General features: G+C 34.1%; 21 protein-coding genes and 1 pseudogene. 14 read left to right on the top strand and 8 right to left on the bottom strand.

Going from position 1 to position 23,312, the window contains the following annotated elements; genetic code table 11:
• Positions 1-8 precede the first annotated feature (8 nt).
• Positions 9-434 carry a bacteriohemerythrin gene (locus ETP70_RS06980; RefSeq protein WP_151900502.1) on the top strand — a complete coding sequence of 142 codons (426 nt, stop codon included), beginning with the start codon at positions 9-11 and terminating at the stop codon, positions 432-434.
• A 3-nt stretch (positions 435-437) separates the two neighbouring features.
• Here the strand turns inward: ETP70_RS06980 and ETP70_RS06975 are convergent, their stop codons facing one another.
• Positions 438-758, bottom strand: coding sequence for a hypothetical protein (locus ETP70_RS06975; protein ID WP_151900501.1), 321 nt, complete (start codon positions 756-758; stop codon positions 438-440).
• A gap of 118 nt (positions 759-876) precedes the next feature.
• Here ETP70_RS06975 and ETP70_RS06970 point away from each other — a divergent pair, with 118 nt between their 5' ends.
• Entirely contained in the window at positions 877-1,338 is a 462-nt protein-coding gene (locus tag ETP70_RS06970; RefSeq protein ID WP_151900500.1) for a hypothetical protein, read from the top strand.
• Here the strand turns inward: ETP70_RS06970 and ETP70_RS06965 are convergent.
• Positions 1,335-3,023, bottom strand: a complete 1,689-nt coding sequence (locus ETP70_RS06965; RefSeq protein WP_151900499.1) for a protein adenylyltransferase SelO — start codon at positions 3,021-3,023, stop codon at positions 1,335-1,337. The genes ETP70_RS06970 and ETP70_RS06965 overlap by 4 nt on opposite strands.
• Before the next feature lie 467 nt (positions 3,024-3,490).
• Positions 3,491-4,596 (bottom strand): annotated as a pseudogene (locus ETP70_RS12530) (ISAs1 family transposase).
• Positions 4,597-4,749: 153 nt separating this feature from the next.
• Between ETP70_RS12530 and ETP70_RS12395 the strand changes: the two are divergent.
• Both ETP70_RS12395 and ETP70_RS06950 read left to right on the top strand, forming a co-directional pair.
• The gene (locus ETP70_RS12395; RefSeq protein WP_188109954.1) at positions 4,750-4,923 is read left to right on the top strand and encodes a hypothetical protein; all 174 of its coding nucleotides are present in this window, start codon (positions 4,750-4,752) and stop codon (positions 4,921-4,923) included.
• Positions 4,924-5,502: a hypothetical protein gene (locus tag ETP70_RS06950; RefSeq protein WP_151900498.1), complete on the top strand. Its 579-nt coding sequence runs from the start codon at positions 4,924-4,926 to the stop codon at positions 5,500-5,502.
• A 21-nt stretch (positions 5,503-5,523) separates the two neighbouring features.
• Here ETP70_RS06950 and ETP70_RS12390 read toward each other — a convergent pair whose 3' ends face one another.
• The 4 genes from ETP70_RS12390 to ETP70_RS06935 form a co-directional block, all read right to left on the bottom strand.
• On the bottom strand, positions 5,524-5,697 hold the full coding sequence (locus ETP70_RS12390; RefSeq protein ID WP_188109953.1) for a hypothetical protein: 174 nt from the start codon (positions 5,695-5,697) through the stop codon (positions 5,524-5,526).
• A gap of 47 nt (positions 5,698-5,744) precedes the next feature.
• Entirely contained in the window at positions 5,745-6,656 is a 912-nt protein-coding gene (locus ETP70_RS06945; RefSeq protein WP_151900497.1) for a hypothetical protein, read from the bottom strand.
• Positions 6,653-7,294 carry a recombinase family protein gene (locus tag ETP70_RS06940; protein WP_151900496.1) on the bottom strand — a complete coding sequence of 214 codons (642 nt, stop codon included), beginning with the start codon at positions 7,292-7,294 and terminating at the stop codon, positions 6,653-6,655. The genes ETP70_RS06945 and ETP70_RS06940 overlap by 4 nt, the downstream gene beginning before the upstream one ends.
• Positions 7,295-7,387: 93 nt before the next feature.
• Positions 7,388-8,005, bottom strand: coding sequence for a hypothetical protein (locus tag ETP70_RS06935; RefSeq protein WP_151900495.1), 618 nt, complete (start codon positions 8,003-8,005; stop codon positions 7,388-7,390).
• A gap of 298 nt (positions 8,006-8,303) precedes the next feature.
• On the opposite strand from ETP70_RS06935, the gene ETP70_RS06930 reads away from it, so the two are divergent.
• On the top strand, positions 8,304-9,542 hold the full coding sequence (locus ETP70_RS06930) for an IS110 family RNA-guided transposase (RefSeq protein WP_188109952.1): 1,239 nt from the start codon (positions 8,304-8,306) through the stop codon (positions 9,540-9,542).
• Between the two features lie 291 nt (positions 9,543-9,833).
• Here ETP70_RS06930 and ETP70_RS06925 read toward each other — a convergent pair whose 3' ends face one another.
• Positions 9,834-10,388: a hypothetical protein gene (locus ETP70_RS06925; protein WP_151900494.1), complete on the bottom strand. Its 555-nt coding sequence runs from the start codon at positions 10,386-10,388 to the stop codon at positions 9,834-9,836.
• A gap of 741 nt (positions 10,389-11,129) precedes the next feature.
• On the opposite strand from ETP70_RS06925, the gene ETP70_RS06920 reads away from it, so the two are divergent.
• The 9 genes from ETP70_RS06920 to ETP70_RS06880 are packed head-to-tail and all read left to right on the top strand — an operon-like array spanning position 11,130 to position 23,206.
• On the top strand, positions 11,130-11,390 hold the full coding sequence (locus ETP70_RS06920; protein WP_151900493.1) for a DUF4258 domain-containing protein: 261 nt from the start codon (positions 11,130-11,132) through the stop codon (positions 11,388-11,390).
• Positions 11,391-11,399: 9 nt separating this feature from the next.
• The gene (locus ETP70_RS06915) at positions 11,400-13,133 is read left to right on the top strand and encodes an N-6 DNA methylase (RefSeq protein ID WP_151900492.1); all 1,734 of its coding nucleotides are present in this window, start codon (positions 11,400-11,402) and stop codon (positions 13,131-13,133) included.
• Positions 13,133-15,487: a type I restriction-modification system subunit M gene (locus ETP70_RS06910; protein WP_151900491.1), complete on the top strand. Its 2,355-nt coding sequence runs from the start codon at positions 13,133-13,135 to the stop codon at positions 15,485-15,487. Before ETP70_RS06915 ends, ETP70_RS06910 begins: the two co-directional genes overlap by 1 nt.
• On the top strand, positions 15,480-16,754 hold the full coding sequence (locus ETP70_RS06905) for a restriction endonuclease subunit S (RefSeq protein WP_151900490.1): 1,275 nt from the start codon (positions 15,480-15,482) through the stop codon (positions 16,752-16,754). Before ETP70_RS06910 ends, ETP70_RS06905 begins: the two co-directional genes overlap by 8 nt.
• A 39-nt stretch (positions 16,755-16,793) precedes the next feature.
• Positions 16,794-17,915: a DUF262 domain-containing protein gene (locus ETP70_RS06900; RefSeq protein WP_151900489.1), complete on the top strand. Its 1,122-nt coding sequence runs from the start codon at positions 16,794-16,796 to the stop codon at positions 17,913-17,915.
• Complete coding sequence (locus ETP70_RS06895; protein ID WP_151900488.1) at positions 17,905-19,002, top strand: AAA family ATPase; 1,098 nt, start codon at positions 17,905-17,907, stop codon at positions 19,000-19,002. The genes ETP70_RS06900 and ETP70_RS06895 overlap by 11 nt, the downstream gene beginning before the upstream one ends.
• Positions 18,996-19,889 carry a hypothetical protein gene (locus tag ETP70_RS06890; protein WP_151900487.1) on the top strand — a complete coding sequence of 298 codons (894 nt, stop codon included), beginning with the start codon at positions 18,996-18,998 and terminating at the stop codon, positions 19,887-19,889. The genes ETP70_RS06895 and ETP70_RS06890 overlap by 7 nt, the downstream gene beginning before the upstream one ends.
• Positions 19,890-19,908: 19 nt before the next feature.
• Complete coding sequence (locus ETP70_RS06885; RefSeq protein WP_151900486.1) at positions 19,909-20,202, top strand: helix-turn-helix transcriptional regulator; 294 nt, start codon at positions 19,909-19,911, stop codon at positions 20,200-20,202.
• Positions 20,189-23,206, top strand: a complete 3,018-nt coding sequence (locus tag ETP70_RS06880) for a type I restriction endonuclease subunit R (protein WP_151900485.1) — start codon at positions 20,189-20,191, stop codon at positions 23,204-23,206. Before ETP70_RS06885 ends, ETP70_RS06880 begins: the two co-directional genes overlap by 14 nt.
• The last annotated feature ends 106 nt before the right edge of the window (positions 23,207-23,312 follow it).

Here is a 23,312-nt window from a genome sequence, read left to right as displayed (position 1 = left end):
GATTTTTTATGGCATTGGTATATATTGAGCAGGTTGAAGATATGGATGTGGAGGAGATGCAAAAAACTCATGAAAATGAGATTAAAATTTTAAATGCAATAGATAATCTTGCGATCTCTTACGATCGGGGGGAAGCGACACTCGAAGAACTTGAAGCAAAAATCGAAGAATATGTGAAGCATGTTCATGAACACTTTGCAAACGAAGAACGTCTGATGCAAGAGTATAGTTTTCCTTCCTATGACATGCACAAGACTGCACATGACATGTTTTTGGAAGAATTGAATATGGCTCTTAAAAATTGGAAAAACTATAAAAAGGTTTCAAAAATTACTGATTTTATCCGCAGAGCACCCGAATGGATAGTCTTACATGTAAACACAGTGGACTACCCGACTGCAAATTATCTTGCAAAAAAGATGAAAGGTTTGTAAAACCTATTCATCATCCTCGTCGTCTTCAAAATCACTCAGATCAAATTCAATTTTTACAGGTTCTTCTACAACCTCTTTGATATCAGTGATGTTTTGTGGCGAAATATCAAGAGCCATTGCTACAAATGTTGCCAATGCGTTATCCTTTATAATTTCCTGGCATGTTTCAGAAGTATTGTAAATCGTCAGGATTTGATTTTTTGTAAGTACATCACCTGGATTTACCCCTAATTCTGCCGCAATATTATGCAAGTCCGGACGATTCAGCAAAACACCCTCAATTTTCATACAAAAGCCTGTTCTTAATTTTTTATTTGGATACATTGTTACTCCTATTCTTAAAATGTTTCTTTTGGTCGATTATAGCCAAAAAATTCAAGAAAAATATTTTGTTTGAATGGTATAATTTGACTTTAAAATAAAAAAGAGAAAAGAGAAAACAATGCACACATACCAAATTGCAGAATCAGTATTAGATGGCTATAAAAATGAAAAACTGACAGATGAAAGAGTTGGTTTTTTAACAGCACAGGTTCATGAACAGCTTGATGAGATAGCCAAAAATAAAGCACTTTATGAAGATTTTTCAGCTCGGGCGAATGCACCAAAAAAGGTAGATAAAATTATTCTCTGGATACTTTTAATGTCAAATGAAAGTATATGCGACGATTATATAAGTGCGTGCAGCAAAAACTACAGAGAGATAATCCCTATAAGTGATTTAGCCGACTTGTTACTCTATGTAATACATTTGAAAAAAGTGCAAAACACTGAACTCGACGGTTTTGATTACTTGGTAGAATGTGAAGAAGCAGGCATAGAGGAAGTAGACCAGTATGCCTTTACAAATGCTCTGCTCTACATTCAAAAACTCAAAGAAAAAGAAGTGGAGATGCAGTTTTAGGAAGAACAGCTTACATGAGATATTCCTGCGACATCAAACAGTTCAGCAGGCTTTTCTCTGTAGTATTTGTCTTCTGTCTCCGATGACTGTTCACTGTAGGGATCATTCATCACTTCCTGCAGCTCTTTTATAAGTGAATAATCTCCCTCCTGGGCCTTTTTGTATGCCGGAACAAGGAACCATTCACGGAGAATATATTTCGGATTGGTTTGTTTCATCTCTTTTGAGAGTTTTTTGCGGGACTCCGGAGTATCAATGTTAATGTTTGCTTTCCATTTTTCCAACCACTCGGTCCAGCTTTTTATAATCTTTTGATCATATAGAGAGTCACCGTAAAAGCTTTTCGCAATTGCGGAAATATTATCAGGTATACCAGAGAGTTCACGAAAAAAGAGGGTATAATCGACCGAAGTCTCCATCATCAGTGTTATCAGTTCGTTAAACAAGGCTGCGTCAAAGGTTTTTAGACCCAGTTTGGCAGTCCACATCTGTATCATTTTAGTCTGCATGATTTTGGAAAAACCGTTCATAATTTCATCCAATTGTTGACTCTGCTTTTCATCTGTCTTGAGCAAAGGCTGAAGTGCCTTACAAAACATTTTGAAATTTTGTTCCCCGGCCTGAGGTTGATTCAAAAATGAAAAGTGTGCTCCGCCACCCGTCCAGGGTTGATAGCTTGGATCAAACATGTCTATAAATCCAAACGGACCGTAATCAAGGGTAAAACCGCCTGCAGCACAGTTGTCACCATTGAAATTTCCCTGGCAGTATCCGACACGAATCCAGTTTACTACAAGTGAAGTAAGGCGGGAGCGAAATTCACGGGCAAGCAGCACTGTTTTTTCTTCCAGAGGTAAATTTTTATCTATTACATCACTGTATTCTCTTTCAATCAGGTGCAAGACAAGCATCTCAAGTTCCTCCATCGCCTTTGGATGTTCACTTTTACGTGCCCGTCGGGCGAAAAGTTCAAGTTGACCCACACGAAGAAAAGAAGGGGCAACACGTGTTGTGATGGCAACATTTTCTTCTATCATGACTTCCGGATCCCTTGAATAGGAACCGTTCATAAACCAGGGCCGTCTTACTGTTTGGGTTTTTGACATATATAAACTTAAAGAGCGTGATGTGGGAACACCGAGGGCATACATGTGTTCTTGTGCCAAAAATTCTCTAACACTTGAACGCAGTACCGCACGACCGTCAGCTCCACGGCAGTAAGGGGTTCTCCCTCCGCCTTTGAGCTGCATTTCCCAGCGTTTACCATTTATAACCCCTTCAAAAACAGATATTGCGCGTCCGTCACCATACCCGTTTCCTGTTTTAAAAGGACACTGCTCATAATACTCCGTACCGTAGATGGAAAGGGCATACCCTGTTGCCCAACCGGTACGACGCAAAGGCTCTTTTAGATGGGAAGTGTCACCCGAAAACATGCGTATAAAATCCTCAGATGCAGCCAAGTCATCATGCAGTCCAAGTTCCTTAAAGAAGGTTTTGCTGTGCGCAATGTAAACAGGATTTTCTATAGGAGTGGGTTTTACAGGAACATAATGCCCGCTGAATACCTGTCTTGGTGCATGATCTGCACCGTCTGCTGTAGCATTTGGATCAGGATTAAGTCTGTCCATTAGAGAATACTCAGCTAACTGTGCCAGATCATTGAGTGTTTTTATATCTTGCATATATTGTCCTTCATTTAAAATATAATATTTTATATCCCAAATAGCTTTGTAAGAGATAAATTATTAAAACTATTCTTTTCTAATAATAAACAGTGTATGTTTTGAGTACAATATGAACACTGATTTTAGAAATTTTTTTAGCCATATATGAAGGAATATTGAGTGAAAATACGAGTCTATTACGAAGACACACCATTTCTCTAAATTTCCGAAATTATGCCCATATTAGAGGGGTTTTGATTTTTTTGTTTCTTCAAAAATATGTAATTTTAGGAAGTTTTTGGAGCGAATTTGGAGCGAAAACAGTAAAATATAAACCTTTATTGTACACACTTATACGGGAAGCAAATCATCTTTATAAAGCCATAAAATAGGACTTGTACGACTTATATCACTTGTATGGGCTGATTTTTAGGTTTTTTTGAAATAATCTTTATTAATGGCACACGGTAATTCAAGTTTAATACTCACCCAAGTCTACTACTAAGACTGAAAAGCTTATGAGGACTCCATCCAAAAACCTTTCTGGCTTTTTTAATATTGGAGATTTTGTTAATATTCATGATATTTATGGCAAGACTTCTTAACATTGTAGAGATTAAAGGTGCTTGACCTGTGCGAACTCTTGAGCTATCCTCATCGAAACTGACATCTTTTACATAGTGTAAAGAGTTCTCAATTTTCCAATGGCTCCTGATAATATGTGCAAAAGTTTTTGCATCTACATCAAGACTTGAAATATAGTAATGATACTCTGTCGTATGTTTTCCATACGATAGTGTTGTTGCTGTAATCTTTACAACCCTTTTTACAGATAACCAACTCTTTTTGATTTGATAGAGGTCATCATAGACTTCACAAACCCTCTCTTCATATCTCCCATGAGTGTTATGCTCATAATGGGCATAAGTATCTATTGGCTTAGCATCTTCAAGAGAGGTATTGAATATTACCCATTTTAAAAGCTCTTTCTGATTCGATTTTACCTGTGCAATATAATCATGTCCACACTTTACTATTTTATTCAATGTTTTTTTTGAGTATGCATAGCATCCATGGTAATCACACAATTTGTGAGGTTTAAAGCATCTAATAGTTCAACAAGTGCGGGAATCTCGTTTGTTTTCTCTTGTACCTGGGCTTGTGCCAATGTAAGTTTAGATTCTGTTAGAAAGAGCGAAACTATATGTCTGGCTTTCTCACTCATCTCTTTATTTGCAGAACCTCTCATGGTTTTCCCATCTGTTGCAACTATTGTCAATGTTTGTGAATCTTTTGGAGTATTTGAAAGTTGATGAATCCATTTTTGTTGCATCTTCTCTACTGCTTGTGTATCAATTCCCAAAAATGTATTTCTTATTGTTGTATATGCCGGAGCTTTAAAAGCACGACCCAAAAATTTAGAGAGTTCTCTTTTTCTCTCTTTCATCCATGTTGCAATATCTTCATAGCTCCCGGCACCTGAAAGGAGAGCCAAAAGTGATAAAAATAATATCTCTCCTGGATGTGTGTATCGCACTTTATTTTTTCTATAATCTGGTAGTTGTCTAAACTCTTCCAATAATACTTGCATCTGCTCCTCCTAATTTTTATAGGAGTAAGCAAATTTTGTTCTAGTTTATTTAACTGGTTATTAAACTTGAATTACCGTGTTAATGGCAGTAGTAAATAAGATTAGAAACTTAAATATGCTATAATATGCAGTAATTAGAGAGGAGAATAGATTATGACAAAAGCATTTTTAGAACCGACAGTATTAAAACCAGAAAATGAAAAATTTATCATTAATGCATTTTCGAAAAAAAGTTTTGAGAAAGTAAAAGATTTTGATAAAAACAAAAGAGTTCAATTAAAAAGAACTGCAAAAAGAAAACTCTCATTAACTGATTTATTCGCTTAAATGAATAGAGAACAGTTTGACAATACTTTCTCCCTGTTTCAACTCTCTGAAATAATACATTCTCATCAATCGACTTCTCAAGTAAAAAAACTTCTTAGAACTTTTAGTTGCACAAGAAACAGAGATCTTGAAGATTTTTTACACAATAGAGCTCTCACTTTTGAAAAACATCTACGATCAAGAACCTACCTCTATATCAATAATGAAACCAAAGAGCTTGCAGCATATTTTACAATAGCAATCAGCATGCTTTATACTTATAATATCTCAGCAACAACTATTAAACTTCTTGATGGCTACAAAGATGATGCTAAAACGATACCATGTTTTTTGATCGGGCAACTTGGTAAATCTGACAAGTATGAAAAGTTTAAAATTGGTGAATATATTTTAGAAGATAGTGTAGATGTTATCGATGAAGCTCATAATGCTTTGGGTGGTAGATTTATACTGCTTGATGCAGTTAATGATGATAGACTTATTAAGTTTTATGAAAATAATCTATTTTTCCCTATTGAACAGAATGATGAAAATGAAAGTATCAAAATGATACGACCATATTTTGAGATCCTTAAATAAGCATTTTGAAATTATTAAGAATCAAATATCTATGTGATTCTTAACATAATGAAAAAAAGCACTATAGCTCATTTTTGCTTCATCTGGAAGATCATAATTTATGATCTTCCAGGCTGATTTTATAGAAATTTTTACATTTTTCAAAAGATGCTCAATTTTTGCTTTATGTTTTTCAAATTTACTCCATGCTGCCATTATTTTCTCCTCCTAATTTATCCATATATATTCATATTTTTTAAAGTTTATCCTAAATAATGCATGGTAATTGAAGCACGATTGTGTTTCATCTCTTTACTGACTCTAAGAAGACTTTCTCCATAACTATAATCAGCTTGAGCATATTCAAATAATCTTCTTTGTGCAAAGTTCCATCTAAAACCATGGGAGCCATCGGCAAGAACTCCTAAGTTTACGCAAGTTTTTTTGATATCCTCAAGATAGTTGTTTTTGTTAATTTTAAAAATTTTATTTATACGGATTATTTGTTCTAATTTTTGATAAGTATCAATGGATACTAAAACTTCCCCCTCTTTACCACCTTTTTCTTTGGTCCAAATCACTGCTTTTTCTGTTTTAGTGATATTGTCTTTTTTAAAACCTCTTAGTTGCGTTTGTTTGATGAGTGAAACCGCTTCAAGCCTTGCTCCTCCTTCGTACTGTATCATTGCAGCAATACTATGTTCTGGTTGTAATAAAGCTATGATTTCTAAAGGTTTTGTATATGCTCTATTATGATAATTATTAGCAACAAGTTCAAGATTAACAGCTGATTGTTTTATTTTCTCTCTAATACTAAAATCATAACTTCTGTTTAAATTATGCTCCATAGCATACTTAACAAGGGCTATTTCTAATTTTCCAATTGCAGATATAATTTTATTGAGATAAAGCCGGCTAGGATAATACTCAACTTTGTATTCTATGTAGGATGCTACATGTGTAGACTCAATTTTTGTAAAATCTTTTATTTTCCAATGTTCCTTGAGGTAGTTGAAAAAATTATTCCAAATATTTCTATAGCTTTCCATAGTTTTATAAGAAGCTACTTTTTGGTAATGGGGATGAGCAGGATTAATTCTATCAGCTTTTTTTGCACCTTCTTGAAAAATCATTTTAACAAGTTGCGCGCTTTGATAATACACACTCCCTCTCATAATTGTTCTTCTCTTGCTATATGAGTATCAACATAATATTTAAGAGTTGTATATTTGATTTTTTCATTTTTATCAGAAATACTTTTATTGATAAGTTTTTGAATAGATGAGAGGGATAAGTTATTTTGAAGCATTTCCTCAATAAATTCTCTATATGGTTCTACCAAAGTAGACTTTCCTTGAGCACCTTTTGGTCTACCAAGTTTTTTCCCTTTACTTTTCGCTGCTTCCAATCCTGCTTTTGTTCTTAGTGATATAAATTCCCTTTCAGTTTCTGCAAAATATCCATAGGCTGCTACCATAAAATCTCTCATTGCTCCATTTACAAGAGAAAGTTCAGGCTGATTAATAAAAATCACCTTGACACCTTTATTTGCAAAAAATTTCACTAGATTCAATACATCAATCATTTTACGGCCTAATCGTGACAATTCTGAAACTATAAGCGTATCTCCATCTTTCAATAGCATTTTGAGTTTGTCTATCCCTCTTAGCTCTTCGCTTTTTCTGGTAGACATTTCAATTTTGATGATTTTATCAAGATGAATTGCATGTCTTTGGCAATACTGTAAAATAAGATGCTCTTGATTTATTTGATCCTGCTTATCAGTTGAAATTCTTGTGTATGCTATGTTCATTTTCTTCCTTTTCAAATTAAACCTTGATATGGGACTTTATTTGCAAAATAGTTACAAATAAAGCCATTCATTTTTTTGATAAATAGCTACAAATTAATCGTCCGTTTCATCTGCATTTTCATTATTTTCATCTTTATGTTTAATATGGTGAAGTAACATAGAAATTTTTTCACTAAAATATGGAGTGTTGTCATATTTAACACCATACTTGTCAAGTTCACCATTAATCATTCCTAAAAGATCATTTTCTGATGGTAAAGTAACATTTTTCTTTTCGACTTCAAGTGTTGTAGTTAATGAAAAAACTTTATCGCTTATTAAAACGGTGCGAAATGAATACCCGATTTTTGATTCATTATAAAATTGGACCATAGTTTTTGCTTCGGCCATTGAAATGTATCTTTTCTTATTAAATACACATTGAAGAGATTTCCTTACTTGATTTTCTTCTTTTTTTTCAACACACTTAAAAAACTTATTTTCATCACCTTTTACAAGCCCTTTTTTGATAAATGAATCTAACATAGAAAAAAGCTCAAGAGTGTCTCTATAATTTTTGGCAATAAGCTTGCCTTTAAACTTCACAAAAACATCTTTTATGTAGGATTTGCTTTTTGAATCCATTATGAATTGATACAACATAAAATCATCTGTACCACCAAGTGCAATCTCTTGAACAGATATATCTGCTTCTAAGTTATAGTTTGCCATTTTTATTCTCCTCGTATAATAAATTTATCAAATCATTACATCCAAAGGAGTAGTGATTTGATATTTATTTTTTAGTTTTTGATAAAGTTGTTATGTTTGTCAAATACTAAAACAACTTACAGTTAAAGAGTTGAATGACAGTCATTTTTCCTTATGAGGTGTAATGCCAACTATCTAAGAAAGCATACTGCGTTTAACCTGAGTAACTTACCCATAGGATGCCAGGATGAGTTCTATCTCAATCCTCTATCGTTACGAGGCTGTAAGAAAAAAGTTAAACATACGAAAGGATGTACAGATGCACTATTATGTAGGTATAGATATAGCAAAAGGTTTTCATGTTGCCTGTGTGGTTAATCAAGATGATAAAGTGATAAAGAAGTCACTTAAGTTCAGCAATGATGAGAATGGCTTTAATGAGCTACTTTTACTTTTAAACTCCATTGATGAAGTATCAACCTTTACCATTGGTATGGAAGCCACTGGAATTTTCTTTGAAAATCTCTATCTTTATCTGAGTGAAAAAGGATTTAATGTACTATTACTCAATCCTTATCAAACAAATAGATTTAGAGAGATGGACAGCATGAAGAAAGTAAAAAATGACAACATTGATGCTTTAATGATAGCAGCTCTTATTAAATCAGGCAGATACTCTAAAGCCTATGTAAGTGAAGATACTTATCAGAGTATCAAATCACTCTATAGACATAAGAATAATCTACTTGAAGAGATGAAAAAGCATAAAAGACAAATCTCTACACTCTTAGCTGTGGTATTCCCAGAGATGGAACAAGTGATAAGAGATCCCTTTAATGTGACAGGCTTGGCACTTTTAGAGAAGTATCCAACTGCAAAGCATTATCATCATGCGAGTGTAGAGAGAATACTAAAAACCTTTCGGGGTATCAAAGGCAATAACTTCAATGAAGAAAAAGCTACAAAGCTTTTAGAGTTAGCCAAACACTCTGTTTATCAAGGCAATGGTGTAGATGAGAGAGCTTATGTTATTAAATCTCATATCCGAGTGATTAAGCTTCTACAAGAGGAGCTTAAAGAGCTTGAGAATGAGATGTTAAAGCTTTTTAATCAAACACCGCAACTTGAGAGTAATGAAGAGCAAGAGATTATGAATATTATTGATAATCTTAGAACCATACCAGGTGTGAGTGATAAAACCATCTTTGCTCTTATTAGTGAGTGTGGAGACTTAGCGCGATTCAAAAATAATTCTCACTTCATTGGTTATTTAGGTCTTTATCCTACACTAGAGCAATCAGGTAATAAACTCACCTACGGTGCAATCGCAAAAAGAGGTGCAAAGCTTGCTAAAAAAGCTCTCTATCAAGCCGCTATTGCTGCCATTAGGCATAATGAGCAACTCAACAAGCTTTTTCTTGACAAGGTCTCTCAAGGTAGAGCCAAAAAGGAAGCTGTTGTGATTGTTGCAAGGAAGCTTGCACATATCATTTTAGCTATATATAAAAACAATGTTGCCTATAACCCACAAAGGGTATTTCAAGCATCACTATCCTAAAGTTTAATTCAACTATTTAACAATAAGTTGTTATAGAACTTGATAAACACTATATAGGAAATTATATAAATTGTCCTATACCCTCAAGGGGCACCTAGTACCTTATCATTGTCAACCAAACAGTTTTTAGGTGTTTGATCATTGAAACACTTGAGTCAAATTCTAGATAATGACTTTAATAAAGTGCTTCAAAAATCAAACAATCCCAAGAGTTTTATACTCTTGAAAATGTTCTTTGAGGTTTTATTGTTACTGGGCTATTGTTTTTTTTATTTTTTTACTCCGTTTAAGTTATTCTTTATAGGATTGCTTTGTTTGTATATATTCATAATCTTCAATCTTATTCCACGCTTTATGAATTTCAGAATGAGAAATACTGAAGCTATGTTCATTTCTCAGATAAAGCGCAATGTATCGAAAGCTCCGATTTTCTTTTTTAAGTTGTTTGACAACACTCCAGTAGTGTATAAGTTTATCGCGTTTGGTTTTGGTGGCATATTTTGCGTCATGCTTTTTAATCTTTAACATGGTCACATTCTTCAACTCATCGATAGACAACTCTTCAAATTTGGCACTTGTAAGTTTTCTCTCGAGTGCATAATGGTATTTAACGGCAAGAATCAAAGCAATATAAGATGCTACTTCAATTGCGATAGATTGCTGTTTCATCTGATCTTTGCCCCTAAAAAGAACCTCTCTGTGAGATTTTAAAATTTGAATTTGAATCTCTAATGGTTGCTTTGCAAAGTATTTCAATAGTTTCTGCACATCATCCGAAGAGATTTTACACCATTGTGTAACAATATTTACATACATAATCTTGACTCCTTTTTTATTATGTCTCATCTATATTCATATTTTTTTGTTTTTTTGAGTGTAAGTTTTATGTATTTTTCTTAGTAATGTATAATTTTTTTCAATTACAATTTTTCCCCTATTTAAGAGATTTTGAAAGCATTGCTATAGGGAAAAGGAAACTGGAACAAATTAAGAATACATATTAAAAAGCTATTGTTCAAAATACAATACAAAAATGTGTTATTATTTTGTATTCTTTATTTTTAAAACATAAAACTTAACCATAGAAAAGAATCGGTGGAAGCTTCCATCTCTCTACGGAGTGATCTGGCCATCGTAATCAAAAGAAGCGCAATTTTTCAAACAGATATCACAGGTGTGAGAAGTTGGTCTAATAAAAGGTTGATAGGGTTGGTACTACTCATTAGTGCAAGAGCTTTTATATTATAGATAAGATTTGACCGTAACTTTGGTTCTGCTCGAAAATAGTTAATATGTTAGGCTTCATATAAAAAAGCAGATTGACTTAACACAAACTGCCTTAATGAAACAGGCTTTAAGTTTCATAGAAATAGAACAAAAATATTGTAAACATGCTTAGGAATAATCATGGCATATATTTTAGCTCGAAAATATCTTCAAAATTAATACATTAGATCAGTTTTTTGGAATAAAATAGTAATTTTACAACAAATTAAAGTAGTTTGGTTCAAACTACTTGACATGTATTTTAAAAACTGTTATAATTTTCTCACATATTTAGTAAATACCAAACTAAAAGGAAATATTATGACAACTACTAACCATATATTAGCTAGAATGTCTCAAAGAGGAATTTCTAAAAAGCTTGTAGATTTAGTTTATGAGTATGGAAAAGCAAAGGGTGACAAGCTTATTTTAAATAAGAAAAATACACAAAAAGTGATACGAGAGATTGATAGTATGAGAAAAGAGTTGCTAAAAATTATGGATAAGGGTGGAGTGACCATTGTTTTTGATAATGATGCTCTTATTACTGCATATAATACAAACAGCTACAATAGACATTAGGAGTAAGTTGTGAAAAACAAAAATATATTTGATATTCTAGGTACATTAAACTTAGCACAAGAACAGGCGATAGAACTCTATTATTTATTAAAAGCATGGAAAATTATATCGGCTAATGACATTAAAGACGATAATTTACGATATGATACATTTTTTGCTCAAAAGGTTGAGTTAAAAAAGCTGCTAAAGATATTTGAAACACTATCTAAAGAGCATAATCTATTTAAATTCTATCTAAATCAAAACAGTAATCTGTTAAAGATAGATAGCAATGTGTTGGTAGCGATATATAATACTGTAGAAGATGATACTTTTAAAATGAATGTTAATGATACTTTTTGTACTCAAAAAGTAATTCATGATTATTGTGTATCTCATCAGGTAGCGGAACTTGGTGTCAAACTGCTTAACAATAATAGCGAAAATATTTATGTGCCATTTACAAATGGATTTTCGTATGTATATCAAACAGATAAGAAAATATATGCAGAAAATCTAATCCCTCAAAACGCTTTTATTGCTGAACTTGTAAAGATAATCGATCATAAGAATATTGAGTTTCAATTCAACAATCCTTTAGAATCTCCCGCATATATCAAGCCTGATGCTCCACACCTTTTACAACAGTATGAATCAGTTCTCTCTTTTCCTCCGCTTGGATTAAGAGCTAAGATAGATTTTTCCAATGATAGGTTTAATCGTTTTAAGATACATAAAGGAAGCAATCTTGATGTTGCACACTTTGAACATATATTAGCACAATGTAAAGGAAAAGCTGTCGTTTTACTACCTGTTGGCTTTACATATAGAAGTGGCACAGAAGGGTTATTTAGAAAGTACCTTATAGAAAAAAATTATCTTGAGGCAATTGTACAGCTACCCCCAAATATACATAGTGCAACATCTATAGAAACAACATTTTTTGTAATAAATAAGGAAAAAGAAGATTATGAAGTACTATTTATCAATCTAAAAAATGAGCAGTTTTTAAAAAGAGACGGAAGAAAAATTATTTTTAATAATATTGATAAAATTATTGATATATATAAAAATAAAGAAGAGATAAATGCTATTTCAACAATCATCTCTATTGATGAAATAGAAAAAAACAGTTACTCTTTATCGATAGATAGATATGTAATCTCGCAAGAGGCTAAGGAAATACAAGAGATATTAGCATTTTATAAGACTATTGAGTTGCAAAAAATTGCAGAAGTAAGAAGATCACAACTCTTTAAAGACGAGGGCGAGGGTAAGGAAGTGTATGAAATTTCCCCATCAGACTTTGCGAAAGCAGGTTTTACAACAGGGGGTGGCAAATTAAAAAAGATAGGTAGTCAGTATAATAAATATCAAACATATAAGCTACAAGCCTATGATGTGCTTGTTAGTACGAAAGGTACCATTGGAAAGGTAGCAATTATTGGAGAGATAAATGAACCTTTACTCGCTTCACAAGCTTCACAAGTAATACGAGTCAAAGATAAACAAATGGCAATAGAGTTGTATATGTTTTTTAAATCTGACATTGGTCAAGCGATGTTGAAGCAACTTGTGGCAGGCACGGCAATGCCTCAAATTGCCACAAGTGAAATAAAAAAAATGCAAATACCGATATTGTCAAAAGATGAAAAAAAACAAGTTTTATTAAACTTTAATAATGAGATAGAATTGTATAATGAGATTGAGAAAATAAATAATAGTATAAGAAAAATACATAGCAACTTTTTAGGAGAAAAATAGTGAATCAAGCAGCACACAATAAATTGGTATCTTTTATATGGAGTATCGCAGACGATTGTTTGCGAGATGTATATGTCCGAGGAAAATATAGAGATGTAATCTTGCCTATGGTGGTGCTTAGACGGCTTGATGCACTGCTTGAACCTACTAAAGAGGCAGTACTTGAAGAAGTTAAGTTTCAAAGAGAAGAGGTAGGACTGACTGAGTATGAGGTGGGTGGACTTAGAGATGCTAGTGGCTATCTCTTTTACAACACTTCCCCTTGGACACTTAAAAGACTTTATGATACTGCTACCAATTCTCAGCAGATGTTAGAGGCTAATTTTAGTGAGTATCTTGAGGGTTTTAGCCCTAATGTGAAAGAGATTATAGAGAAGTTCAAGCTTCGCTCTCAGATAAAGCATATGGCAGATAAAAATGTTCTTTTGGAAGTGTTGGAGAAATTTACCTCCCCTACTATTAACCTCACCAACCATGAAGTGCTAGACCCAGAGGGGCGAAAGCTTCCTGCCTTGACTAATTTGGGGATGGGATATGTTTTTGAGGAATTGATCCGCAAGTTTAATGAGGAGAACAACGAAGAGGCGGGAGAGCATTTCACGCCTAGAGAAGTGATAGAATTGATGACACATATTGTCTTTATTCCTGTCAAAGATCAGTTGCCACCGGTTATGAAAATATACGATCCTGCCTGTGGTAGTGGAGGGATGCTTACTGAGTCGGAGAAGTTCATCAAAGATGAAGCAGGAGAGATACGAGCCAGTGGAGATGTCTATCTCTATGGTAAAGAGATCAATGATGAGACTTATGCTATCTGTAAATCAGACATGATGATAAAAGGGGATAACCCAGAAAATATTCGTAACGGTTCAACCCTCTCTACTGATGAGTTTAGAGGAGAGCAGTTTGACTTTATGCTCTCCAATCCTCCTTATGGTAAGTCCTGGGCGAGTGAACTCAAAAATATCAAAGATGGTAAAGAGATCATCGATCCCCGTTTTGTGGTGAGGCTTAAGGACTACTGGGCAGATGAAGCTGAAGCAGATGCTACACCACGAAGCTCAGATGGGCAGCTGCTTTTTCTCATGGAGATGGTAAGCAAGATGAAGTCACTCTCTCAAAGTCCTCTTGGGAGTCGTATAGCTTCTGTGCACAACGGAAGTAGCCTCTTTACAGGTGATGCCGGTGGTGGAGAAAGCAACATCCGTCGATATATCATCGAGAATGATATGCTTGAAGCCATCATCCAGTTACCCAATAACCTCTTTTACAATACCGGTATCACTACCTATATTTGGATACTCAGTAATAACAAAGAAGCCAAAAGAAAAGGCAAAGTGCAACTCATCGATGCAGGGCAGCTCTATAAAAAACTTCGTAAAAATCTGGGAGATAAGAACTGTGAGTTTACTCCGGAGCATATAGAACAGATAGTTAACACATATAGAGAGTTTGCCGAGATAGAGCGAGAGTGCGATAGCTGTATTGCCAGCAAGGTATTTGACAATGAAGATTTTGGCTATTACAAGGTAAATATCGAAAGACCAAAAAGACTTAAAGCACAATTCACTCGTGAGCGCAGAGAGACTTTGCGGTATGATAAAGGGCTACAAGAGCCTATGGAGTGGGCATATAGTGAGTATGGGGATGTGTTGTATGAAGATGTAAAACCATATGAAAAAGAGATACTGGAGTGGTGCGAAAAGCAAGAACTAAACCTCAAAACCAAACAGAAAAATGCACTCGTTAGCCAAAATCTCTGGAGTAAACATAAAAACCTTTTAGAAGTAGCTACACTACTCTCTGTTGAGATAGGGGACAAAGAGTATGATGATTTCAACCTCTTCAAAAAAGAGGTAGATAAGGTACTCAAAGACCAAAAGATAAAACTCTCCGCAAGTGAGAAAAATATCATCCTCTCTGCTGTGAGCTGGTATGATGAGCGTGCTCACAAGGTTATCAAAAAGATACATAAACTCTCTGGCGATAAGCTAGAGGAGAAACTGGAGCATTTGGGATGCAAAGAGGAAGATTTGGCAGACTTTGGACTCTATGCTACCGATAAAGTAGGAGAGTATATAGAGTATGAGAGCGAGGGTGACTTGAGAGATAGTGAAAATATCCCTCTCTCAGACGATATTCACGGCTATTTCCTCAGAGAGGTCAAACCACATGTAAAGGAAGCGTGGATAAACCTAGATAGTGTCAAGATAGGCTATGAGATAAGTTTTAACAAGTACTTTTATAAGCATAAACCACTACGAAGTATCGAAGATGTAACGGCAGATATACTTGAGCTTGAAAAGCAAAGTGAAGGGCTTATCAAAGAGATATTGGGGCTTGGTGATGAGTAAACTAGAGAAGTATCCGAAGTATAAGGATAGTGGGGTTGAGTGGCTTGGAGAAGTGCCTGAACATTGGGAAGTAAAGCCCACCAAAAGATTTCATAAAAACAAGAAGGAAATTAACACAAAACGAAACTGCGATAATGTTTTATCTTTAACATTGCGAGGGGTTGTAAATAATAATATTGATTCTCCCGAGGGCTTAGTTCCAAAAGACTATGCTACTTACCAAATATTTGAAAAAGATAATTTAGTTTTCAAATTAATTGATTTAGAGAATATATCAACAAGCCGTGTTGGATTAGTTCATGAAAAGGGAATAATGAGCTCTGCCTATATAAGATTAAAAGTAGGTAAGAATTCATTGCCGAGATTTGCATATTATTACTTTTATAATTTGTATTTAAATCAAGTATATAATAATTTAGGATCAGGGGTAAGATCAACTTTAGGTCCAACAGACTTGTTAAATATTCTATATATTAAACCACCAAAACAAGAACAAACCAAAATCGCCAACTACCTCGATCAAAAAACAGCCCAGATAGACAAAGCCATCTCTTTAAAAGAACAGATGATAGAGAAACTACAAGAGCGACGACAAATCCTCATCAACGATGCCGTCACCAAAGGACTTGACCCAAATGTCAAGATGAAAGATAGTGGGGTTGAGTGGTTGGGAAAAGTGCCTGTGGATTGGGAAGTTAAAAGGTTAAAATATATCTTTAAAATTAGGAAAAGAATAGTTGGAATATTAGGGTATGATGTTTTGTCCATTACGCAAAAAGGTATTAAAATTAAAGATATTACAAGCGGTGAGGGACAATTGTCTATGGACTACTCGAAATATCAACTTGTATATAAAAATGAATTTGCCATGAATCACATGGACTTATTAACAGGGTATGTAGATATATCAAAATATGATGGTGTAATTAGTCCTGATTATAGGGTTTTTACGCTAGAGCATAGAAGTTGCAGCAAAGAGTATTTTTTGTATTTATTGCAAATGGGATATAAAAATAGAATTTTTTATGCTTATGGACAAGGAGTATCCATGCTTGGAAGATGGAGATTTCCTTCTGATAATTTTTATAATTTCTTCATGCCTATTCCTCCCCTAAAAGAGCAAGTGGAGATTATAGAATATATAAAAGAAAATACTCAAAAAATTGATAAAGCTATTTCTCTTCAACAAAAACAGATAGAAAAACTCAAAGAGTATAAGGCTTCGTTGATAGATAGTGTGGTGACTGGGAAGGTGAGGGTAGTATGAGATGTAAATTAGATATAATTATTCACAAGGAGTTTTCTTATGGAAGATAATCAAATAGAGATAGAAGAGGATATTGTCAAATCAGAAACCGATGGATATATTACCGATCCTTTCTCTACCAAAGATATTAAGATTTCAAATGCAGTGATTTCTCTTTCTAGTCTTATTAATCGCCTTAAGTATAGTGAAGTGGATCTAAATCCTGACTTTCAGAGACATGCTAATCTGTGGAGCCCTACCAATATGTCACGGCTCATTGAGTCTATTTTGCTCAAATTACCTTTGCCTATTTTCTATTTTGATGTGAGTGATCCTGATAGGTGGATTGTAGTAGATGGACTGCAACGGCTATCTACCATTAAAAAGTTCGTTGTTGATAAGAAGTTAAAATTAAAAAATCTTGAGTTTCTTAAAGAACTTGATGGTAAATCTTATGATGATTTGGAGAGAAATCTGAAGCGTATTATTGATGAAACACAAATAGTGACTTATCAGATAGAGGCTCAAACTCCCAAAAAAGTAAGATATTCTATTTTTAATCGTATCAACACAGGAGGCTTATCTCTCAATGCCCAAGAGATACGACAAGCTCTCAATCAAAAGGGAAATGGAATTACATTTTTAGGAGAGTGCTCCGAGGAGGAGGTCTTTAAGAGGGTAGTGAGTGTTCCTTCCAAGCGCATGCTTGACAGAGAATTGATTTTAAGATTTGTTGCGTTTAAATTGACCTCTAGTGCCTCTGAAAATTTTCCATTTAGTAATATGGGTGAATTTTTGGATGATTCGATGGAGAAACTTGATAGTATCGATGAGGGGAGACTAACAGAGCTTCGTGAAAGCCTTTTGGCAACACTAGAGTTTTCAGAAAAAGTATTGGGTGAAAATCATCACTTTAGTCGTGCTATTGCGGATGATAGAAGAACCAATACATTAAACAGATCACTTTTTGATGTCATTACGGTTTGTTTTAGTGAGATATCGGATAAAACTATCTTTTGGAACCAAAAAAAGATTTTTAAAGATAAACTAATCACTCTCATGAAAGATGAGCAGAGTGAGTTTTTTAAATCTATCACAGAGGGAACAAGTAGCAAAGGTGCTATAGAGACTAGATTTAGAATCATGAATCAATTGATAAAAGAGGTGATAGATGAAGATTGATAACGTAAAAATCCAAAATTTTAAAAGCTTAAAAAATGTAGATATAGAACTTGCAAATATAACGCTTTTGACAGGGGTAAATAGTTGTGGTAAATCATCATTTATCCAAACATTACTTTTGTTAAAGCAGAATGAAAATAGAATAAACATAGTAAAAAATCCTATTGTAAATATTAAGGGTGATTATTTAGATCTTGGTAATAAAAGAGATATCTTATTTCAAGAAGCCTTTGATGAAAATATATCTATAGAGATAAGTTCAAAAGAGAGAACGGGTAGTTTTGTTTTTAATAATCAAGACTTAAAGATGATAACAGATTTTCCATTGCTTGGATTGGAGGAGAGCTTTAACTTATTTAATGATGATTTTCAATATATCTCTACAGATCGCATTGCTCCAAGTATTACATACGGACTCTCTGATGAAAATATCGAAAAAAATCTTATAGGGATACGAGGAGAATATACTGCACATTATCTTGCTAAAAACAAACATAAAAAAATTCCAATAGAGGCATTAAAACATCCTGATAGCAAAACAGAACAATTGCTTGAAAATATTTCTTTATGGCTAGGAGATATTAGTGATGGCATTGAGGTAAAAGCAAAGGTTTATGAAGAGCTTCAGAATGTCAATTTAACCTATAGTTATGCGTATGGAGATACGACTACCAATGATTTTACTCCACTCAATATTGGTTTTGGTGTGACTTATGCATTACCAATCATTGTAGCAGTTCTAAAAGCAAAACCAGGGGATTTACTTATTGTTGAAAATCCGGAGTCTCACCTTCATCCGGCAGGACAAGCAAAGATAGCAGAGTTGTGCGCTGTTGCTTCAACAAATGGTGTACAGATACTTGTGGAAACTCATAGTGATCATTTTCTTAATGGTTTGAGAGTTGCAACAAAAAAGAAATTTATTAAATCCGAACAATCACAAATTTATTACTTTAGAAAAGAAAAAAATTCCCTAGAAACTATTGTAGATAATTTGAGAATAGATGAAAATGGAAGAATTAATCAAGAGTGGCCCAAAGGCTTTTTTGATGAGTGGGATAATAGGTTAGATGAACTGTTATGGTAGATTTTTCCGTTTTTAATGAGCTCTCTTTGCCTTTTGTGGATGATACAGGAGTGGAGGATTCTTTTATTTCGTTTTTTAAATGTATTTCCTTACTTAAACAAAAAAATCTCAATAATATCCGCATGGATAAAGATTTTAAAAATTTTGAGATTATACAGGGTATTTATTTTCCTCAATTTTTTGGGCAAATTGAACATAAAGAACTAAAGCAGAGAGTAAGAAGCTTTGTGACTAATGGTATAGTGATTATTGAATCACCATTGGTTGATAATGAAGATGATGAAAATTCATTATTGGATAGGCACTATATTTATAATGGAGACGATCCTTTCATAGGCGGGTTGGCATGTTGTGAGATGTGGAATAGTATTACTGTGAGTTTTTGTTCCGATAATAAATGGAAGAGCACATTTATTGATATCAATAAAGGCACAGAGAATATACCTGTACGTCATATTTCGCTTCCACCTCATATGCATGCACATGAAGATTTTTTTGTTCAGATTGAGAGTGAGCAGCGACAAAGGATTGACCAAAATAATTTTTGGGATAAAAGAGAAGCATTTTTTCCTGAGAAAATTATTTTTTGTGAAGAAGTCAAAAAGCAAATTGAAACAATGGATACTGCTATCTTTAGGCAAGCTGTAGGCGTATTGAGGGATATAGATAGTGGAAAAAAGCAGATTACGGATTACAATCATAGTCCTGAGAGTCAATCAGTGAAAAATAACGCTAATTTAAGAAAGTTTAGATTGTTTACTATTGATGGAGAAAAAGTATATTTTGACAATCATCTTAAAAATCTCTCCAATGGGTATAGGATTTATTTTTTGGAGAAAGAGGGAAAAATTTATATTGGATATATCGGTAAGCATTTGTCTCTATGATGGAATAAGGATAAAAAATTTGAACAAAACATATCAATCAGACATAGCCATTCATCCAGGAGAACTTCTTGAAGAGGTGCTGGATGAGATCCATATGGGTAGCTTTGAACTTTCATCTAGAACCAACATATCAAAGGGGACTGTAGATAAAATCATAGAAGGAGTAATGGGAATTGATTCGAAAATAGCTTCTGCCTTGGAGGATGTGTTGGTTATTCCTGCTCACATTTGGATAGGTTTGGACAATGAATATCAATGTGTATTGAGCAGAGAACATGTAATAGAGAGAGGATATTTTGATGAAAAAAAGTAAAACAAATGAACAAGCGTTGGAGAGTAGCATTGAAAAATCGTTGGTAGGTGTTTCGCTTGAAGAGTTATCAAATGAAATAACGAAACCTTTACCTCTAAATAGTAATAATAACAAGTTTTATATGGGCGACCCCAATGATTTTGATAAAGAGTATGCCATCGATACCAAAAGATTTTGGCACTTTTTGGAAACTACACAAGCTAAAGAGTTAGAGAAGCTCAAACGAGATCCTAAGTACAAACTAAAAATCATTCAACGCCTTGATAGGATGATAAAGAGGTATGGCATACTCGATGTTTTGAAAAAAGGTTTATCTGTTGAAGATGCTCATTTTACTTTGATGTATGTTGCTCCTCTACCATCAAGCTCAGACGAGATCAAAAAACGATTCTCCAGTAATGAATTTAGTGTCACCAGACAGCTCAGATATTCTGTGAGTAATCCTGGTGAAGAGATTGATATGGTGATATTTTTAAATGGTCTGCCTATTGTGACAATGGAGCTTAAAAATGCATGGACAGGGCAGACAGCCAGGGTGCATGGGCAAAAGCAGTACAGAGAAGATAGAGATGCTAAGCAAACACTTTTACAGTTTGCAAGGTGTATTGTTCATATGGCAGTTGATACAGATGAAGTTTATATGACCACACACCTTAATGGCAGCAAAACATTCTTTTTACCGTTTAATAAAGGCAATAACCACGGTAAGGGCAATCCTGTTAATGAACACGGACATAAAACTTCTTATCTTTGGGAAGAGGTCTTTACCAAAGAGTCGTTAGCAAATATAATCCAGCATTTTGTACGACTTGATGGTACAAAAAGTGATACTCTTTCTAAGCGTACACTCTTTTTCCCTCGTTATCATCAGATGGATGTTGTAAGAAAAATCATGAAGGATGCCAGCGAACATGGTGTAGGGCGAACATACCTTATACAACATAGTGCAGGGAGTGGAAAGTCAAACTCTATTACATGGGCAGCTTATCAGCTTATAGAGACATATCCACAAAAAGAGAGTCTTCCTGGAAGTAAAGGTTTACAAAATCCTCTGTTTGACTCTGTGATAGTTGTAACAGATAGAAGATTGCTAGATAAGCAACTTCGAGATAATATTAAAGAGTTCAGTGAAGTAAAGAATATTGTTGCACCTGCAAATTCAGCAAAAGATCTAAAAGCAAGTTTGGAGAGTGGAAAGAAAATTATAATAACTACGATTCAAAAGTTTCCATTTATCATGGATGGTATGTCAGATTTGAGTGATAGAAGGTTTGCAGTGGTGATAGATGAAGCCCATAGCTCACAAAGTGGTTCTGCACACGATAGTATGAATAGTGCTTTTGGAGATAGAGAACTGGATGCACAAGATGCCATAGTGGAAGCGATGAAGAGCAGAAAGATGAAGGGTAATGCCTCATATTTAGCATTTACGGCTACACCTAAGCCGATAACACTTGAAAAATTTGGTCAAAAACAAGAGGATGGAAGCTTTAAACCTTTTCATCTTTACTCGATGAAACAAGCGATTGAAGAGGGATTTATTCTTGATGTGTTGGCAAACTATACAACCTATAAAAGCTATTATGAGATAGAGAAGTCTATAGTAGATAACCCACTTTTTGATACCGCAAAAGCACAGAAAAAACTGAGAGCCTATGTAGAACGAGATAAGCAAACTATTGCTACTAAAGCTGATATTATGCTTGAGCATTTTATTGACCATGTAGTAAATAGAAAGAAGCTCAAAGGCAAGGCAAAAGGAATGGTGGTTACCCAGAGTATAGAGTCTGCTATTCTTTATTATCAAGCATTTCAAGCAAAGCTTAGGGAAAAGGGTAAGCCTTTTAAAATTCTTATAGCTTTTTCAGGTAAGAAAACGGTGGATGGCATAGAGTACACAGAAGATAGCATAAACGGATTTGCAAGTAAAGATATAGCTGATAAGTTTGATACAGATGAATATCGACTATTAGTAGTAGCCAATAAATTTACTACAGGTTTTGATCAGCCAAAGCTTACAGCAATGTATGTAGACAAGAGGCTTCAAGGTGTTCAAGCAGTACAAACACTTTCACGCCTTAATCGTGCAGCCAATAGTTTAGGAAAAAAGACAGAAGATCTTTTTATTTTGGATTTTTTTAATACAGTGGATGATATAAAAGCTTCTTTTGATCCTTTTTATACAGCAACTACTCTTAGCTCCGCTACAGATGTTAATGTACTTCATGAGCTCAAAGAACACCTCGATAACATAGGTGTTTATGAATTGGATGAAGTGGAGCTATTTATAGAGAAATATTTTTCTGGAGTTGAAGCGAGTGAATTAAGTCCCATAATAGATACGGCAGCAGAGCGATTTAACAGTACATTGGTATTAGAAGATACTCAAAAAGCTGATTTTAAAATAAAAGCAAAACAATTTGTAAAGATTTATGGACAAATGGCCTCTATCTTGCCTTATGAGATAGTTGCTTGGGAGAAGCTTTTTTGGTTTTTGAAATTTTTGATTCCAAAATTGATAGTCCAAGATAAAGAAGCTGATGCTATAGATGCTTTGTTAGAATCAGTAGATCTCTCAACATATGGGTTAGAGAGAACTAAACTAAACACAACTATAGGCTTAGACGATAGTCAAGCAGAACTTGATTCACAAAACCCAAATCCAAGAGGAGTGTATGAAGATAAAAATGACAAAGATCCTCTTGATGAGATTATAAAAAGCTTTAATGATAAGTGGTTCCAAGGGTGGGATGCCACACCTGAAGAACAAAGAGTTCGATGTGTTAATATAGCCAGAAAAATTCAAGAGCATCCAGACTATCGAAGTAAATATTTAGATAACCCTGATGAACAAAATAGGGATTTAGCGTATAAAAAGATATTTGATGAGGTGATGCAACAACAAAGACGTAATGAACTAGAACTTTATAAAAAAATTGCACAGGATGATGCTTTCAAAAGTGCTATGCAAGATACTGTAAAAAGATTATTTAACTATATTTAGGACACAGAATAAGAGATATTAAAATTCGTTCTCAAGGATTGACTATATAAATTTATTAATAGCAATTTTGGCTAAAGCACGGAAATGTTGTCTTGACTTATTAGGA

It is taken from the genome of Sulfurimonas hydrogeniphila, from assembly GCF_009068765.1.
Lineage (GTDB): Bacteria > Campylobacterota > Campylobacteria > Campylobacterales > Sulfurimonadaceae > Sulfurimonas > Sulfurimonas hydrogeniphila.
The sequence above is the reverse complement of the archived record's forward strand: the minus strand, read 5'-3'. Positions and strand labels throughout refer to the sequence as shown.

Coding starts and splice junctions, on each gene's coding strand:
- ETP70_RS06975 (WP_151900501.1), bottom strand. CDS start 758: ATGTATCCAAATAAAAAATTAAGAACAGGCTTTTGTATGAAAATTGAG.
- ETP70_RS06965 (WP_151900499.1), bottom strand. CDS start 3,023: ATGCAAGATATAAAAACACTCAATGATCTGGCACAGTTAGCTGAGTAT.
- ETP70_RS06900 (WP_151900489.1), top strand. CDS start 16,794: ATGGAAGATAATCAAATAGAGATAGAAGAGGATATTGTCAAATCAGAA.
- ETP70_RS12395 (WP_188109954.1), top strand. CDS start 4,750: ATGACAAAAGCATTTTTAGAACCGACAGTATTAAAACCAGAAAATGAA.
- ETP70_RS06970 (WP_151900500.1), top strand. CDS start 877: ATGCACACATACCAAATTGCAGAATCAGTATTAGATGGCTATAAAAAT.
- ETP70_RS06935 (WP_151900495.1), bottom strand. CDS start 8,005: ATGGCAAACTATAACTTAGAAGCAGATATATCTGTTCAAGAGATTGCA.
- ETP70_RS06920 (WP_151900493.1), top strand. CDS start 11,130: ATGACAACTACTAACCATATATTAGCTAGAATGTCTCAAAGAGGAATT.
- ETP70_RS06930 (WP_188109952.1), top strand. CDS start 8,304: ATGCACTATTATGTAGGTATAGATATAGCAAAAGGTTTTCATGTTGCC.
- ETP70_RS06905 (WP_151900490.1), top strand. CDS start 15,480: ATGAGTAAACTAGAGAAGTATCCGAAGTATAAGGATAGTGGGGTTGAG.
- ETP70_RS06945 (WP_151900497.1), bottom strand. CDS start 6,656: ATGAGAGGGAGTGTGTATTATCAAAGCGCGCAACTTGTTAAAATGATT.
- ETP70_RS06880 (WP_151900485.1), top strand. CDS start 20,189: ATGAAAAAAAGTAAAACAAATGAACAAGCGTTGGAGAGTAGCATTGAA.
- ETP70_RS12390 (WP_188109953.1), bottom strand. CDS start 5,697: ATGGCAGCATGGAGTAAATTTGAAAAACATAAAGCAAAAATTGAGCAT.
- ETP70_RS06895 (WP_151900488.1), top strand. CDS start 17,905: ATGAAGATTGATAACGTAAAAATCCAAAATTTTAAAAGCTTAAAAAAT.
- ETP70_RS06950 (WP_151900498.1), top strand. CDS start 4,924: ATGAATAGAGAACAGTTTGACAATACTTTCTCCCTGTTTCAACTCTCT.
- ETP70_RS06890 (WP_151900487.1), top strand. CDS start 18,996: ATGGTAGATTTTTCCGTTTTTAATGAGCTCTCTTTGCCTTTTGTGGAT.
- ETP70_RS06925 (WP_151900494.1), bottom strand. CDS start 10,388: ATGAGACATAATAAAAAAGGAGTCAAGATTATGTATGTAAATATTGTT.
- ETP70_RS06940 (WP_151900496.1), bottom strand. CDS start 7,294: ATGAACATAGCATACACAAGAATTTCAACTGATAAGCAGGATCAAATA.
- ETP70_RS06980 (WP_151900502.1), top strand. CDS start 9: ATGGCATTGGTATATATTGAGCAGGTTGAAGATATGGATGTGGAGGAG.